The sequence below is a fragment of the Brevibacterium zhoupengii genome (assembly GCF_021117425.1).
GTDB lineage: Bacteria > Actinomycetota > Actinomycetes > Actinomycetales > Brevibacteriaceae > Brevibacterium > Brevibacterium zhoupengii.
In genome coordinates this window covers 1,244,918-1,258,993 of sequence record NZ_CP088298.1, presented here as the reverse complement: position 1 = coordinate 1,258,993, position 14,076 = coordinate 1,244,918, and the positions used below count along the sequence as shown (strand labels likewise).

Here is a 14,076-nt window from a genome sequence, read left to right as displayed (position 1 = left end):
TGGGATAATCTGCTGTCATGTCTGAGAACCCGCTGCTGCCTGCCTGGTACGACGTCGCTTGGACTGCGATCGTCCTCGTCGTCATCGGTCTGGCTGCCTGGTCATTGGTGTCGCTGTCTCGGTCGAAAGTCGATGCCCCGACTAAATTGGCGTGGGCAGTCTTCATCATCGTCGCGCCAGTTCTCGGCTCAATCGTCTGGCTCGTCCATCTTCGCAATCGCCGCGCAGAGTTGGCGCGATAGTCAGCGAGGCTGTTCTGGCTGTTGATCAGTGTCGGGCGAATTCGGGCGTCGGCTTTCGGTCGACGCCCGTCTTCTGTGTTCGAGCAGCAATGCACCAATTCCGATCAGCGCGAAGAGTGGGAAGACGATGAGTTCCAAGATCCACGCCTCACCACCCGCCTTTAGCGACTCCTCACCCATGAGCAAGGAGTTCGTAAATGCCACGCCCAGGAAGAACGCCATGATGATTTCCCTCATGATGCGGAACCTACCTGCCCACAGGGTGCCTTGCAATCACATTCGCTCGCAGCTGTCTGCTTGATCACGGAAGGACCGTGCGACCGCGACGGAAGGGACCAGAACGACTAAAGTTGCGATTGAGCCTGTGAATACTGAAGGAGAACACCTGTGATTGAGCTGAAGACACCCGCCGAGATCGACAAGATGGCGGTCACCGGCCGATTCGTCGCGAAGACATTGGCTGAACTGTCTGAGCTCGCCGAACCGGGCATGAACATCATGCAGCTGGAGAAGCGGGCCCGCAAGCTCATCGAAGAGGCCGGCGCGAAGTCGTGCTACTGGGACTATGCTCCTTCCTTCGGGGAGGGCCCCTTCCGCAACGTCATCTGCCTCTCGGTCAATGATGGAGTCCTCCACGGCAAGCCCCACGACTACGTGATGAAGGACGGCGATCTGCTCACCTTGGACTTCGCTGTGTCCATCGACGGCTGGGTCGCCGATGCCGCACGCTCCGTCATCGTCGGGAACGGCACCGAAGAGGACCAGCGCCTCATCGACTCCACCTGGGCAGGGCTGGAAGCCGGCATCTCCGCTGCACAGCCAGGCAACCGCCTCGGCGATATCTCGAAGGCCATCGGCGACGTCGCCGATGAACAGCGCATCCCGGTCAATCTCGACTTCGGCGGACACGGCCTGGGACATACGATGCATGAAGATCCGCACGTGGCCAACCGCGGCAAGGGCGGACGCGGCCTCGTGCTCAAACCCGGTCTGACGCTGGCGATCGAACCGTGGTGGTCATTCACCTCGAAGAAGCTCTCCGTCGACAAGGACGGCTGGACTCTGCGCTTGGCCGATGGTTCGAACGGCGCACATTCGGAGAACACGATTGCCATCACCGAGGATGGACCCAGGATCCTCACCACACTGGACTGATGTCTGCGAGCAGTGCAATCGGGCCTCCGGCGAATCGTTCGCCAGAGGCCCGATTGCGTGTGAGGTGCTGAGTAAATGGCTGTGTCAGTGGCTCGTGTCAGAATTGTCCTATGTCTTTCACCTGCACTGAATGCGGCTATTCGACCGTCAAGTGGCTGGGCCGTTGCCCCGAATGCCAGGCCTGGGGCACGCTCGAGGAGAAGGGCGCAGGCAAGTCCTCGGTGAAGACGAAGGTGAAGAAGTCCAGCGGCGCGAAGTCGATCAACCAGATCGACTCGACCCTGGCCCAGGCGAAGACCACCTACGTCAGCGAATTCGACCGGGTCCTCGGCGGCGGCATCGTCCCCGGCGCCGTCGTTCTCCTCTCTGGCGAGCCAGGCGTCGGGAAGTCAACGCTCCTGCTCGATGTCGCCTCCCGTGTCGCGAAGTTTGGAGCAAAGGTTCTCTACGTCACTGGTGAGGAATCTGCCGGCCAGGTGCGACTGCGGGCCGAACGCATCAATGCCCTTGAAGACACCCTTCTGCTGGCGGCAGAGACCGACCTCGGTGCCGTCCTGGGAATGATCGAGGCAGAAGAGCCAGAAATGCTCATCGTCGACTCCATCCAGACACTCGCCTCATCCGAGATCGACGGAGTCCCCGGCGGCGTCACCCAGGTCAGAGAGGTGGCCGCGGCCCTGATCCGTGAGGCCAAAGCCCGGTCTCTGCCGACTGTGCTCGTCGGCCACATCACGAAGGACGGCACAATCGCCGGCCCGCGGCTCCTCGAGCACCTCGTCGACGTTGTGTGCAATTTCGAAGGGGAACGGCATTCGCGACTGCGCTTGCTGCGTGCTGTGAAGAACCGGTTCGGTCCGACCGATGACGTCGGCTGCTTCGACATGGAGGAAAACGGCATCAAGAGCCTCGAAGACCCATCGGGCCTCTTCCTCTCCCGCAGCGGCAGCAATCCTCCAGGAACCTGCCTGACTGTGACGCAGGAGGGCAAACGTCCGCTCTTGGTCGAGGTGCAGTCGCTGATCACCGAATCCGCTGGCGGACAGTCACGCAGGTCGGTCTCCGGCGTTGATTCCTCCCGCGTGGCCATGATGCTCGCCGTCCTCAGCCAGAAGATCGGGAACATCAGCCTGGCCAAATCCGATGTCTTCACCGCCACCGTCGGCGGGGCGAAACTGGCGGAACCTGCCAGCGACTTGGCAATCTGTCTCTCGCTGGCCTCCGCCGCGATCGGAAAGCCGATGGCCGCGAAATTCGTAGCGATCGGAGAGATCAGCCTCTCGGGCGAGATTCGCAATGTTCCCAACCTGGGCCAAAGGCTCAATGAGGCCTCTCGCCTGGGCATCACCCATGCGATCGTTGCCCATGGCGCACTGCGCAATGTCTCCACTCCACAGGGGATGCGAGTCAAAGAATGCGAACACGTTTCCGAAGCCGTCGAGATCCTTTTGGGAAGCAATCAGTGACAATTCCGGGACATCTGCGCGAAAATGGCGCATCCTGGAAGCATGACCACGACAGTTTTTCCCGCAATGAGGACTACAGACGCGGCCGCGACGACCGCTCTGCTGGTCACGCTCGGATTCACAGAGCGGCTCATCATCAGGGACGAAGCTGACCCGGAGATCATCGTCCATGCCGAATATGCGCTGGGCGAGACTGGCGGGTTCATGTTCGGGTCCGTCCGCAATGATGGATCAGCCCTCGACAGTGTCGGCGGGAACTCCGTCTACGTCGTCGTCGACACCGAACGCGAAGTGGACCGCCTCTACGAAGAGATCATCGACTTGGGCCATGCGATCGTCCGTCCGGTGGAAACGCAGCCTCACGGCGGTCGGGAGTTCGACTTCCGCGACCATGACGGAAATTCCTGGGGTGTCGGCTCCTACCGCGGAGCCTGAGAACCCGAGAGCTGCTACGCGAGTTGACCTGAGAACTCACGAGCTGCCCTAAGAGCCTGCGCGCTGACTTGAGCGGCGCAGCCGCGTCAGCAGATCAGTTACCTCTGGTCAGTAGCCCGGGTTCTACTCGTCTGGTGACTTCTCGTCGGAGGGCGTCTCATCCGGCGATTCGGACTTCTCGTCTTCTGCCTTCTTGTCCTCGGCCTCTTTCTTCTCTTTGGCCTTGGTGGCAGCGTCCTTCTCAAGTTCGAACTTCGCCGGTTTGCTCTCCTCATCGCCGAGTTTGACGATGAGCTCATAGTCTCCGGCACCGAATTCCTTGTTCGTCCGGTTGCAGTTCTTGTCCACCTGCACCCGGTTCCATTCGAGCTGTGCGGTCTTCTCCGATTCGGGCGCGAACTCGGTCGAGGCTTCGGCGTTCTCGTCCTCTTCGGCGGCGCAGAACTTCGACGACCAGACGACGTCGCCGTTCTTCTCGACCAGGAACTCCTGATCCTTGGTGCCGACCTCGATCAGGCAAGTGGCCGTGTGGTTGTTCTCGATGACCATTTCGAACTTGGGCTTAGCGTCTTCTTTGAAGCTCTTCTTGTCGACCTTGGCCTTGAGCCCGACCTTCTCCTCGGGGCACTTCCCGCTTGCGGCCTTCTCATCTGGGACCGGCGCCGCCGTCGTTTCGCTCGCAGACGGAGTCTCCTCGGCAGCAGGGTCTTTCTCATCGCCGCCGCCGAGTCCTTTGACGATTCCGACAACCCCGAGCACCAGCAGAGCAACGACCACAAGGCTCGCCGCCAGCAGCACGTAGCGGCGCCGACGGTACACGTGCGCCGGCAGCTTCCCGCTAGACTGGCGGGGCTGCCTGGCACCGTTCTTCGGCTGCGAACCACGATTGGAAGGAGTCATCGCTTTGAGCCTAGGCCGAAGCGTTTGAGCATCCAAATGACACACCGAGCCTCTGCCGAATCGAGACCTTCGCGCTCTGATTCCCCGTTTCCCGCGGTTGCCAACACGGACGTCCACCGGGTTCGCGAGACGATCATCACCTGGTTCGACACCGCGGCCCGTCCCCTGCCGTGGAGAGATGCCGACACCACTGCGTGGGCCGTCCTCGTCAGTGAGATCATGTCGCAGCAGACCCCCGTGTCCCGGGTCGAACCCCGCTGGCGGGAGTGGATGCAGAAGTGGCCGACACCCGCAGATCTGGCACAGGCACCCACCGCCGAGGTTCTCCACCGTTGGGACCGTCTCGGCTATCCGCGGAGGGCACTGCGACTCCAGGAGGCCGCACGTGTCATCACCGAGGAACTCGACGGGCACGTGCCGCAGACCGCCAACGAACTCGAACAACTCCCCGGCATCGGCTCCTATACCGCAGCCGCAGTGGCATCCTTCGCCCACGGAGAGCGCACCACTGTCCTCGACACGAACGTGCGTCGCGTTCTCATCCGCCTCTTCGCCGGCCGTGATCGTCCCACGCCTTCTCCGAGTCGTGCAGAGACGAAGTGGGCCGACCAGTTCGTTCCGGAGACAGAACACGAGAAGTGGAACGCCGGGGTCATGGAGTTCGGAGCACTCGTGTGCACGGCCCGAAATCCCCTATGCGAGGCCTGCCCGCTCAATGACATCTGCGCCTGGCAGAAGGCGGGATGTCCTACTTCGGCGGTGAAGGCGAAGACCCAGAAATGGGCCGGCACAGACAGACAGCTGCGCGGAGCCATTATGGATGTGCTCAAGTCCGCGCATGAGAATGCCGACGGTGCTCACACCGGCGGATCGGTTCCCATTGATCTCTTCACGACGACGACTGCCAAGATTGATCCCGACATGCTCGATGAGCTCCCCGGGCATACAGCGACGAAACTCGACCGAGTACGAGACCTCAGCGCGGATTCGCAGAGGATCACGCGCCTGATCGATGACCTCGTCTCAGACGGATTGGCTGCACGGTCGAGGAACGTGCTGCAACTGCCCAGATGATCTCGCCAGCTGCCCGATCCACTGCTGCAGGATCCGTTGGGTCGCGACGGTGATTCACAGGAACTTGATCATGCGGGCGTTGCCCAAGGTATTGGGTTTGACCCGTGCCAGGTCCAAGAACTCTGCCACACCTTCGTCGGCGGAGTGCAGGAGTTCGACGTAGACCTCCGGGGAGACGGGGATGCCCTTGATCGGCTCAAATCCGAGAGTCCCGAAGAACCCGGTCTCAAAGGTCAGGCAGAAGACCCTGTCGACCCCGATGGCCACAGCATCTGCCAAGAGCTGTCTGATGAGCGCCTTGCCCACTCCGCGGCCCCGATAGGCCGGGGATGTGGCTACCGTGCGTGCTTCGGCAAGGTCGGCCCAGATGACGTGCAATGCCGCGCAACCGGCCAGGATCTCGGTTCCGTCAGGCTGCGGGTCGACCACCAGCCAGAATTCCTGCAGAGTTTCGAAGTAAGTGACGGTGTCCTTGGCCAGCAGGATGCGCTCTTCGGCCAGCGGGGCGACCAAGGCCTCGATTCCCTTGACGTCGCTCGTGCGAGCCCTGCGCAGGTAGAGCCCGCCGGGAAGCGAATGGTTGACGTGGTGATCCGTGGAGACCTGATCATGGTCGAAGTCGACTGGGGCTGAGCTCATATCCTCATTCAACACCATCGGCCGCAGGCATGAAAAAGCCCGGGGACTCAGCTTCGGCTGTGCCCCGGGCTCCTTCAGTGCTCTAGGAGAAGATCAGGAAGTGGAGCTTCCCGATCCGCTGCCACCGGACGAACCGGCACCGGCGAGTTCTCCACCGGAACCGGAGTCATCCGGACCGCTGGCGGCAATGCTTTCGGTTTCCACGCCTTCGAACGTGAATTCCGCTTCCTTGCCTTCTCCCTTGACGTCGACCTTGATGGTCTGACCGCTGCCGATCTCCTTGAACAGGATCTTCTCGGACAGGTGGTCTTCGATCTCGAGCTGGATCGTCCGACGCAGCGGACGAGCACCCAAGACCGGATCGTAGCCACGGTCGGCCAGCAGACTCTTGGCCGCATCGCTGACTTCGACCTTCATGCCCTGATCGGCCAGACGGGCGTCCAGACGTGCCAGGAACTGGTCGACGATCTGCAGAATCTCTTCCTTGTTCAGCTGTGGGAAGACGATCGTGTCATCGACACGGTTGAGGAACTCGGGGCGAAAGTGCTGCTTGAGCTCCTCGTTGACCTTCTGCTTCATGCGCTCGTAGTTGTTGTTCGTGTTGCCCTCAACCTGGAAGCCCAGCTGCAGGCCACTCGAGATGTCTCGAGTACCCAGGTTGGTGGTCATGATGATGATGGTGTTCTTGAAGTCCACCTCACGACCCTGCGAGTCGGTCAGACGGCCATCCTCGAGAATCTGCAACAGAGAGTTGAAGATGTCCGAGTGAGCCTTCTCCACCTCGTCGAAGAGGACCACTGAGAACGGTTTGCGACGGACCTTCTCCGTCAGCTGGCCGCCCTCTTCGTAGCCCACATAGCCGGGAGGAGAACCGAAGAGTCGGGACACGGTGTGCTTCTCCGAGTATTCCGACATGTCCAGGCTGATGAGCGAATCCTCATCACCGAACAGGAACTCCGACAGAGCCTTCGCCAGCTCGGTCTTGCCGACGCCCGTGGGGCCAGCGAAGATGAACGAGCCAGAGGGGCGCTTCGGATCCTTCAGACCCGCACGGGTCCGACGGATCGCACGGGAGATCGACTTGACTGCGTCGTCCTGACCGATGATGCGCTTGTGCAGTTCGTCTTCCATCCGCAGCAGACGCGAGGACTCTTCCTCGGTGAGCTTGAAGATCGGAATGCCTGTGGCAGCCGCCAGCACCTCGGCGATCAGTTCCGCGTCAACCACGGCAGAGGTGTCCTTGCCGCTCTTGCGCCAAGCCTCCGTCTGTTCGTCCTTGTCCTGCTGCAGCTTCATCTCGGAGTCACGCTCGGATGCTGCGAGCTCGAAGTCCTGAGCATCGATGGCAGCTTCCTTGCGATGCCGAGCCTCGAGGATCTTCTCCTCCAGGTCACGGATCTCCTGCGGCACCGACAGACGCGAGATGCGCAGTTTGGCACCTGCTTCGTCGATGAGGTCGATCGCCTTGTCCGGCAGGTACCTGTCGTTGACGTAGCGGTCGGACATGTTCACAGCGGCCGAAAGTGCACCCTCGGTGATCGTGACCTTGTGGTGCGCTTCGTACTTGTCGCGCAGTCCCTTGAGGATCTCGATTGAGTGTGCCAACGACGGTTCGGGAACCTGAATCGGCTGGAACCGACGCTCGAGGGCGGCGTCCTTCTCGATGTGCTTGCGGTACTCGTCAAGAGTCGTCGCACCGATCGTCTGCAGTTCTCCACGAGCCAGCATGGGCTTGAGGATCGAAGCGGCGTCGATGGCGCCCTCTGCGGCGCCGGCACCCACGAGTGTGTGGATCTCGTCGATGAACAGGATGATGTCGCCGCGTGTGCGAATCTCCTTGAGGACCTTCTTCAGGCGTTCCTCGAAGTCACCGCGGTAGCGGGAGCCTGCCACCAGTGAACCGAGGTCCAAGGTGTAGAGCTGCTTGTCTTCAAGGATCTCCGGGACCTCGCCGTTGACGATTGCCAGGGCGAGTCCTTCGACGACTGCGGTCTTGCCGACACCGGGTTCACCGATGAGGACAGGGTTGTTCTTAGTCCGTCGGGACAGGATCTGCATCACGCGCTGCATCTGCTCGTGTCGGCCGATGACCGGGTCGAGAGTGCCCTCGCGTGCGGCTGCAGTCAGGTTGGTTCCGAACTGGTCGAGGACCAGCGAACCTGAGGGGGTTCCCTCTTCGCGTCCGCCTGCAGAGACAGGCTCCTTGCCCTGGTAGCCCGACAGAAGCTTGATGACTTCCTGACGGACACGCCCCAGGTCGGCGCCCAGCTTGACGAGCACCTGTGCGGCAACGCCTTCACCCTCGCGGATCAGACCGAGCAGAATGTGCTCGGTGCCGATGTAGCTGTGTCCCAGCTGCAGAGCCTCACGGAGGCTGAGCTCAAGGACCTTCTTCGCACGCGGAGTGAACGGGATGTGCCCGCTCGGTGCCTGCTGCCCCTGTCCGATGATCTCCTGGACTTGGTCGCGCACCTGCTCGAGAGAGATGTCCATTCCCTCGAGTGCTTTGGCTGCCAGGCCTTCACCCTCGTGGATCAGGCCGAGCAGGATGTGCTCGGTTCCGATGTAGTTATGTTTGAGTAGTTTGGCTTCTTCCTGGGCAAGCACTACCACTCGGCGTGCTCGGTCAGTGAACCGCTCGAACATATTCACCCTCCTCGGTCTTGTTATTCTTTAGAGCCTAACGACCATTGGCCACGATCTATTGCACGTTTCGCCATCAGCCGAAACCGTTTGGCTGTGGGCGAAATTCCGGGTTCGTGCCTTCGATGCTCGTCTGCCCAGCTCACCATCGACCAAACCGGAGTCTCTGTGCTCTTTTCGACTGCGTGACGATCTGGTGGATCGTCATTCCTCAGTTCCATTGGAGAACTCCCCGAGAAATCGAGATGCTCCTCGATTACCGAGAGTTGAAATTGAGTAATCAGTCCTATTCGGCAGGCTTCACTCTGGCGATGGCGTGAATGGCTGTTCTTCTTTATCAGTCAGCTGCACTGGGAATTCTCTGAGTGAGACGGCATTCCTCCGGAACGATTGGAGTTTGCCGTGAAGTGGCTTTCCCGTCAGGCAGGAATTGTCGGCGGAAATGCTGAAGGACCAACGGATGAACCGTTGGTCCTTCAGGAAGCGATTAGTGAATCAATGAAGTTCGATTCGCTATATCGCCTCGTTTATCGGCTGTGACTGAATCCGGTCGATTCAGCTCTCTGCAGCTTCATATGCCTGAACGATTTCGAGCGGAATACGACCGCGATCGCCCAGCTGGTAGCCGTTTGCCTGTGCCCATTCGCGAATTTTGGCGGTGTCCCGCTTCGGACCGGCAGCTGAGCTGGATCCTGCGCGACGCCCACGACCACCGGGGTTGGCTACCCGGCGGGCTTTGGCGATGAACGGGGCGAACGTTTCACGGAGCTTTTCGGCATTCTCTGTCGACAGTTCGAGTTCGTAGGTACCTTGGTCGAGGCTGAAGCGCACGGTCTCCGACGCCTCCGAGCCATCGAAATCATCCGTGAGAACGAGTCGCATCTCCCTTGCCATGTTCACTCTTTTCATAATCTGATGTATTTGACGAAGTCAGCTTAACATCTGATTCATGATTATCGCCTAATTCGCTAACCTCTTGCTCTGCATAGAATTTATCGATCTGTTCGCGTTCGGTCCGGTCTGCACGCAAGATGTTTCTCATTACGTACCAGAACAGCAATCCCACGCAGATCGACGGCAATAGAGCCTTCAGCAGATCCATCATGTGCTCATCCCTCCTCAGCCATTTCCGTATTACCGGAGGCAATTGGCTTCGTGAATGGGAAGAGGATCGTCTCTCGAATTCCCAGGCCGGTCAAAGCCATGAGCAGACGATCAAGTCCCATTCCCATACCGCCCGTCGGCGGCATTCCGTGTTCCATGGCAGTGAGGAATTCTTCGTCAAGTCCCATTGCTTCTTCGTCGCCCTTGGCCGCATCGGCTGCCTGCGCTTCGAACCGTTCACGCTGGATGACCGGATCGACGAGCTCAGAATAGCCGGTAGCCAATTCGAATCCGCGGACGTAGAGATCCCATTTCTCCACGACACCCTTCTTGGTCCGGTGTTCGCGGACCAGAGGTGAAGTGTCGACGGGGAAGTCGGTGACGAAGGTGGGTGCCCACAGCTTGTCCTGGTAGAAGTGCTCCCACAGCTCTTCAACGTATTTTCCGTGCGAGCGGAATACTCCGCCCAAGTCGACATTGTTATCGGTAGCGATTTTGTCGAGGACCTCGAGGCCGGTTTCCGGGGTGACTTCGACTCCTGATTCTGCCGACAGCGTCTCGTACATGCTGACGACGGTCCAGTCGCCACCGAAGTCGTAGTCCTCGCCGTCTTCGAGCTTCACCACGAGGGACCCTGTGGCTTCCTGCGCGGCGTTCTGGACCAGCGTCTTCGTCAGATCTGCTATCGAGTGGTAGTCGCCGTAGGACTGGTAGGCCTCGAGCATCGCAAACTCAGGTGAGTGAGTGGAGTCAGCACCTTCGTTGCGGAAGTTGCGGTTGATCTCGAAGACGTTCTCAATGCCGCCGACGATTGCACGCTTGAGGAAGAGCTCGGGCGCAATGCGCAGGTACATATCGATGTCGTAGGCGTTCATATGTGTCTTGAACGGTCGAGCAGCGGCCCCGCCATGCATGAACTGGAGCATCGGAGTCTCGATCTCGACGAAGTCCTGTCCGACGAACGTCCGCCGCAGGGACGACATGACCTCGGCCCGCGTCAGCATCGTCTTCCGTGCTTCTTCGCGGGTGATCAGATCGAGGTAGCGCTGGCGGACGCGAGTGTCCTCAGCGAGCTCGGTGTGCAGGCCAGGCAGCGGGCGCAGCGCCTTGCTGGCCATCGACCAGGAATCGGCGAGCACAGAGAGTTCGCCGCGCTTTGACTTGATGACCTTGCCATGGACGAACAGGAAGTCGCCCAGGTCGACGTCGGTCTTGAAGTCGCCGAGTCGCTCCTCCCCCACTTCACGCAGAGACAGCATGCCCTGGAGACGGGTTCCATCTCCTGCCTGCAGGGTCACGAAGCAGAGCTTGCCAGTGGTCCTCACGAACACGACACGGCCGACGACGCCGACGATGTCCTCGGTTTCGTCCCCGGCCTCCAGCCCGTCATGGCTGGCATGGACCTCGGCCAGAGTATGTGTGCGCGGAATTCCGACCGGATAGGCTTCGGCGTCGGAGTCCAAGAGCCGCTGGCGCTTTTCCTTTCGGATCCGGATCTGCTCAGGATCGAGATGTTCGGGTGAAAGGTCTGCGTTTTCGGGCGTGTTCGACTCGGTATCTGCCATACCGTCAAGGTTACCGTGAGCGCGGCCCCCGGGGGAATTCGGGCCGAGTGCCGACCCCACCGATGGTCAGCCCGATCCGGCGCTCAGTCCGCTCCGGATCTCAGTCCAACCGGGACAGGATCTCCTGTGCCTGTGAGTCCGTGATGCGTCCCAGGCCCAGTGCCTTGGCCGTGGTGGACCTGGCCAGAGCAATGTAGCTGTTGCGGGCCGACGGGTTCGACACGTTGAGACTGAACTCGCTCAGCGCCGCCAGGTGCGCACTCACTGTTCCCACGTCGCCCCGGCTGACGGGCCCTGTCAGTGCCTTCGACCCGTTCTGCAGGGTGTTCGTCACGCTCGCATCGACGAGGGCTGTGAGCACACGTGATGGGTCACTCACACCCGCCTCGGCGAGCATCTCCATGGCTTCGCTGATGATCGTGATGGTGTGATTCGAGGCGTGGGTGATGGCCGCGTGGTACAGGGGTCGGTCTGCCTCAGCCACATCGATGGGTTCGGCGCCTATCTCGACGACGAGGGCCTGTCCGACTGGGCGGATCGGTGCCGGTGCGGTCACGGCGATCGTCGACTGTCGCAGCCGCGCCAAATCGACTGCGGTGCCGGTGAAGGACAGCGATGGGTGCAGTGCGATCGGCAGCGCGCCGAGGCTGGTCCCGGCTTCGAGGACATCGGTTCCGTACCGGCCCGAGCAGTGGACGAGGATCTGTCCGGAATGGATCCGTGAGACCTTTGCCAGGCCGCTGACAAGGGATTCGATCTCATCGTCGGGGACAGCGAAGAGGAGGAGTTCGGCACGGTCTGCGATGTCGTCCGGGGGCAGGACCGGCACGCCTGGGAGCATGTCCTCGGCTCGTTGCAGGCTCGCCGCCGAGGTGGCGCTGACACCGATGATCGCGTGACCGGCATCTCGCCAGGCGGCTCCGATGGTCGCCCCGACCTTTCCGCACCCGATGATGCCGATCCCCAGGCGAGGGGCGTCGTCCTGGTTCATTCCCGGGTGGCTCATAGTCTGCCTTCCTTGGCTGTGCGGGCTTCCTCGTCGTAGCGTTGCCGCGCAAGTCGAGTGCGTTCGGAATGTTCGCTGAAGAACTGCTTCGCCTCATCGACGTTCTGGTGGGTGACTCGAGGGTCGATGGGTCCGGCTGTGGAGTGCACGGCGACCGTGCCCAGACCCAACGAACGCATGAGCGGGCCCTGGTGGTAGCTCATCGACTGCACTCTCACGTGGGGCACGAAGTCGACGCGACGGTCAAGGACACCCATGCGCAGCACGAGCAGGGAACCGGTCACCGCGTAGGCTCGCCGCTTCCACACCAATGGATCGATGAGTCGTGAGGAACGCGGTTGGCCGTGGAAGAGTTCTTCTGCCCTCCCCGCCTGTGGGTCCTCGGACTTGCGGTCATACATGGCAGAGCGCACCAGGGTCGCTGCGCTGATGTCGTCCGGCAGCTGCGGCTCGGGCAGTGCGAGGCCCACCATGAGCAGTGCCTGGTCGATGTCACCGACGGGCAGGAGGATGTTGGACTCACCGGAACCGCCGGCGCTGGCGATGTTGAATTCGACCTTCCACCATCCGGCCTTCCGCCACAGCAGAGGCTGGTGGAGGCAGACGGCTTGCAGCCGGTCGAGGGGAATGACCTTGCGGGAGGTGGAGACGAGTCCGTGGTTGACGGCCAGTCCGTTCTCTCCCAGCTTGACCACGAAGTTCGCGTTGTCCAGGTTCTTCCTGAAGGCGGAGAACGCCGTGAAGAGGCCGGGGATGACTGCGACGATCATCGGGATGAATGCCTCAGTCAGTCCCAAGACGAGCAAGGCGATCGACACTCCGATGACGAGGAGGACGACGAGGAGTGAGATGATCGTCTCCGACTTCAGCAATGAGGAGACCACGACCCGGTGCACTGGCACCCGGATGATCTCGCCTTCCTCGTTGACGTTGGCGGAGACCTGGTAGGGAGCCAGGAGTTCGTTGATGCTCGACTCTGCCTCGTGTGAAGCGCCGTCGGCCAAGGATCCGAGGCGTTTGCTCAGGCGTACGCCGATGCTGTCATCGCGACGTTCGGGCACGGTGCGGTCGAGGGCAGGCTCACCTGCGATGCCTGCGGAATCATCCGTCTCGCTGGACCCACCCGACGAATCTGCCGAGGAATCTGCCGTGGGCGCATTGACAGCAACTGGAACGGAAGTTGCTGCTGCCTCGGCCGATCGGCCTGCGGTTGGGGTTCGCTCCCACTGCTGGGTGCCCCGCTTCTTCGCGCGGACGGCGGAGAGGAGCTCATCGCGGAGTGTTTCCGCACGCTTCTTCGACAGGTACTTCAGGGAGATGTTGGAATCGGTCCCACCGGCGACATCGAAGACGAGTTCCGCCATTCCCAGAATCCTAGGCAGGAGCTTCTGCTGCAGGTCGATCGACTGCACCCGGTCGAGTCGGGCCTTACGCAGCTTCTTCGACAGCAGACCGCGCCGATAGTAGATGGCTTCGGAATCGATCCGATAGCCCATGACCTTCCACGCCATCCAGCTGAAGAGCGCGGTGATGAGGAGGATGAGGATGAGTCCACCGACGACGCCGAGGATGACGAGGGGATGGCTGCGCAGCCAACCGGCGAACCCCAGATCCACACCATCGCCCCTCGCCAGGTCCTCGATGGCGGTCTGCATGAAGTTCTGCAGACCGTAGGCGGCGGCGATGAAGATACCCACGAGCACGCCGAGGCTCTCAAGAATCGGCGTCAGCGGGTGGACCCGGTGCCACACCTCGGGTGCGGCGGCACCGTGGCCAGAGGCTTCGTCTGCGGATTCCTCAGTGGAAGCAGAGGTACTTGTCGGCTCGTCGTTCGAACCTTCCTCGGCCAT

Annotated in this window: 14 protein-coding genes; 5 read left to right on the top strand and 9 right to left on the bottom strand. The window is 61.2% G+C overall.

Going from position 1 to position 14,076, the window contains the following annotated elements; all coding sequences use genetic code 11:
- Nucleotides 1-17 precede the first annotated feature (17 nt).
- A complete protein-coding gene (locus LQ788_RS05645; RefSeq protein ID WP_231445826.1) occupies nt 18-242 on the top strand; it encodes a PLD nuclease N-terminal domain-containing protein in 225 nt (74 codons plus the stop codon).
- Here the strand turns inward: LQ788_RS05645 and LQ788_RS05640 are convergent, their stop codons facing one another.
- On the bottom strand, nt 243-479 hold the full coding sequence (locus LQ788_RS05640) for a hypothetical protein (RefSeq protein ID WP_231445825.1): 237 nt from the start codon (nt 477-479) through the stop codon (nt 243-245).
- Between the two features lie 150 nt (nt 480-629).
- Here LQ788_RS05640 and map point away from each other — a divergent pair, with 150 nt between their 5' ends.
- From map to LQ788_RS05625, 3 genes are all read left to right on the top strand, one after another.
- Nucleotides 630-1,397 carry a type I methionyl aminopeptidase gene (gene map, locus LQ788_RS05635; protein ID WP_231445824.1) on the top strand — a complete coding sequence of 256 codons (768 nt, stop codon included), beginning with the start codon at nt 630-632 and terminating at the stop codon, nt 1,395-1,397.
- A 110-nt stretch (nt 1,398-1,507) separates the two neighbouring features.
- Nucleotides 1,508-2,860 (top strand): DNA repair protein RadA, encoded by a 1,353-nt coding sequence (gene radA, locus LQ788_RS05630; protein WP_009884276.1) that lies wholly within the window; start codon nt 1,508-1,510, stop codon nt 2,858-2,860.
- Nucleotides 2,861-2,902: 42 nt separating this feature from the next.
- On the top strand, nt 2,903-3,295 hold the full coding sequence (locus tag LQ788_RS05625; RefSeq protein WP_231445823.1) for a VOC family protein: 393 nt from the start codon (nt 2,903-2,905) through the stop codon (nt 3,293-3,295).
- Nucleotides 3,296-3,418: 123 nt separating this feature from the next.
- Here LQ788_RS05625 and LQ788_RS05620 read toward each other — a convergent pair whose 3' ends face one another.
- The gene (locus LQ788_RS05620; RefSeq protein ID WP_231445822.1) at nt 3,419-4,195 is read right to left on the bottom strand and encodes a hypothetical protein; all 777 of its coding nucleotides are present in this window, start codon (nt 4,193-4,195) and stop codon (nt 3,419-3,421) included.
- A gap of 36 nt (nt 4,196-4,231) precedes the next feature.
- Between LQ788_RS05620 and LQ788_RS05615 the strand changes: the two genes are divergently transcribed.
- Nucleotides 4,232-5,269: an HhH-GPD family protein gene (locus tag LQ788_RS05615; RefSeq protein WP_231445820.1), complete on the top strand. Its 1,038-nt coding sequence runs from the start codon at nt 4,232-4,234 to the stop codon at nt 5,267-5,269.
- A gap of 54 nt (nt 5,270-5,323) precedes the next feature.
- Here the strand turns inward: LQ788_RS05615 and LQ788_RS05610 are convergent, their stop codons facing one another.
- From LQ788_RS05610 to LQ788_RS05580, 7 genes are all read right to left on the bottom strand, one after another.
- Nucleotides 5,324-5,908: an amino-acid N-acetyltransferase gene (locus tag LQ788_RS05610; protein ID WP_231445818.1), complete on the bottom strand. Its 585-nt coding sequence runs from the start codon at nt 5,906-5,908 to the stop codon at nt 5,324-5,326.
- Between the two features lie 93 nt (nt 5,909-6,001).
- Nucleotides 6,002-8,554: an ATP-dependent Clp protease ATP-binding subunit gene (locus tag LQ788_RS05605; protein ID WP_009884271.1), complete on the bottom strand. Its 2,553-nt coding sequence runs from the start codon at nt 8,552-8,554 to the stop codon at nt 6,002-6,004.
- A gap of 552 nt (nt 8,555-9,106) precedes the next feature.
- A complete protein-coding gene (locus tag LQ788_RS05600) occupies nt 9,107-9,445 on the bottom strand; it encodes a histone-like nucleoid-structuring protein Lsr2 (RefSeq protein ID WP_029417415.1) in 339 nt (112 codons plus the stop codon).
- Entirely contained in the window at nt 9,411-9,656 is a 246-nt protein-coding gene (locus LQ788_RS05595; RefSeq protein ID WP_231445816.1) for a hypothetical protein, read from the bottom strand. Before LQ788_RS05595 ends, LQ788_RS05600 begins: the two co-directional genes overlap by 35 nt.
- Nucleotides 9,657-9,660: 4 nt before the next feature.
- Nucleotides 9,661-11,220: a lysine--tRNA ligase gene (lysS, locus tag LQ788_RS05590; RefSeq protein ID WP_231445815.1), complete on the bottom strand. Its 1,560-nt coding sequence runs from the start codon at nt 11,218-11,220 to the stop codon at nt 9,661-9,663.
- A gap of 100 nt (nt 11,221-11,320) precedes the next feature.
- Nucleotides 11,321-12,226, bottom strand: a complete 906-nt coding sequence (locus tag LQ788_RS05585; RefSeq protein ID WP_231445814.1) for a Rossmann-like and DUF2520 domain-containing protein — start codon at nt 12,224-12,226, stop codon at nt 11,321-11,323.
- Nucleotides 12,223-14,076, bottom strand: coding sequence for a PH domain-containing protein (locus LQ788_RS05580; RefSeq protein WP_231445813.1), 1,854 nt, complete (start codon nt 14,074-14,076; stop codon nt 12,223-12,225). Before LQ788_RS05580 ends, LQ788_RS05585 begins: the two co-directional genes overlap by 4 nt.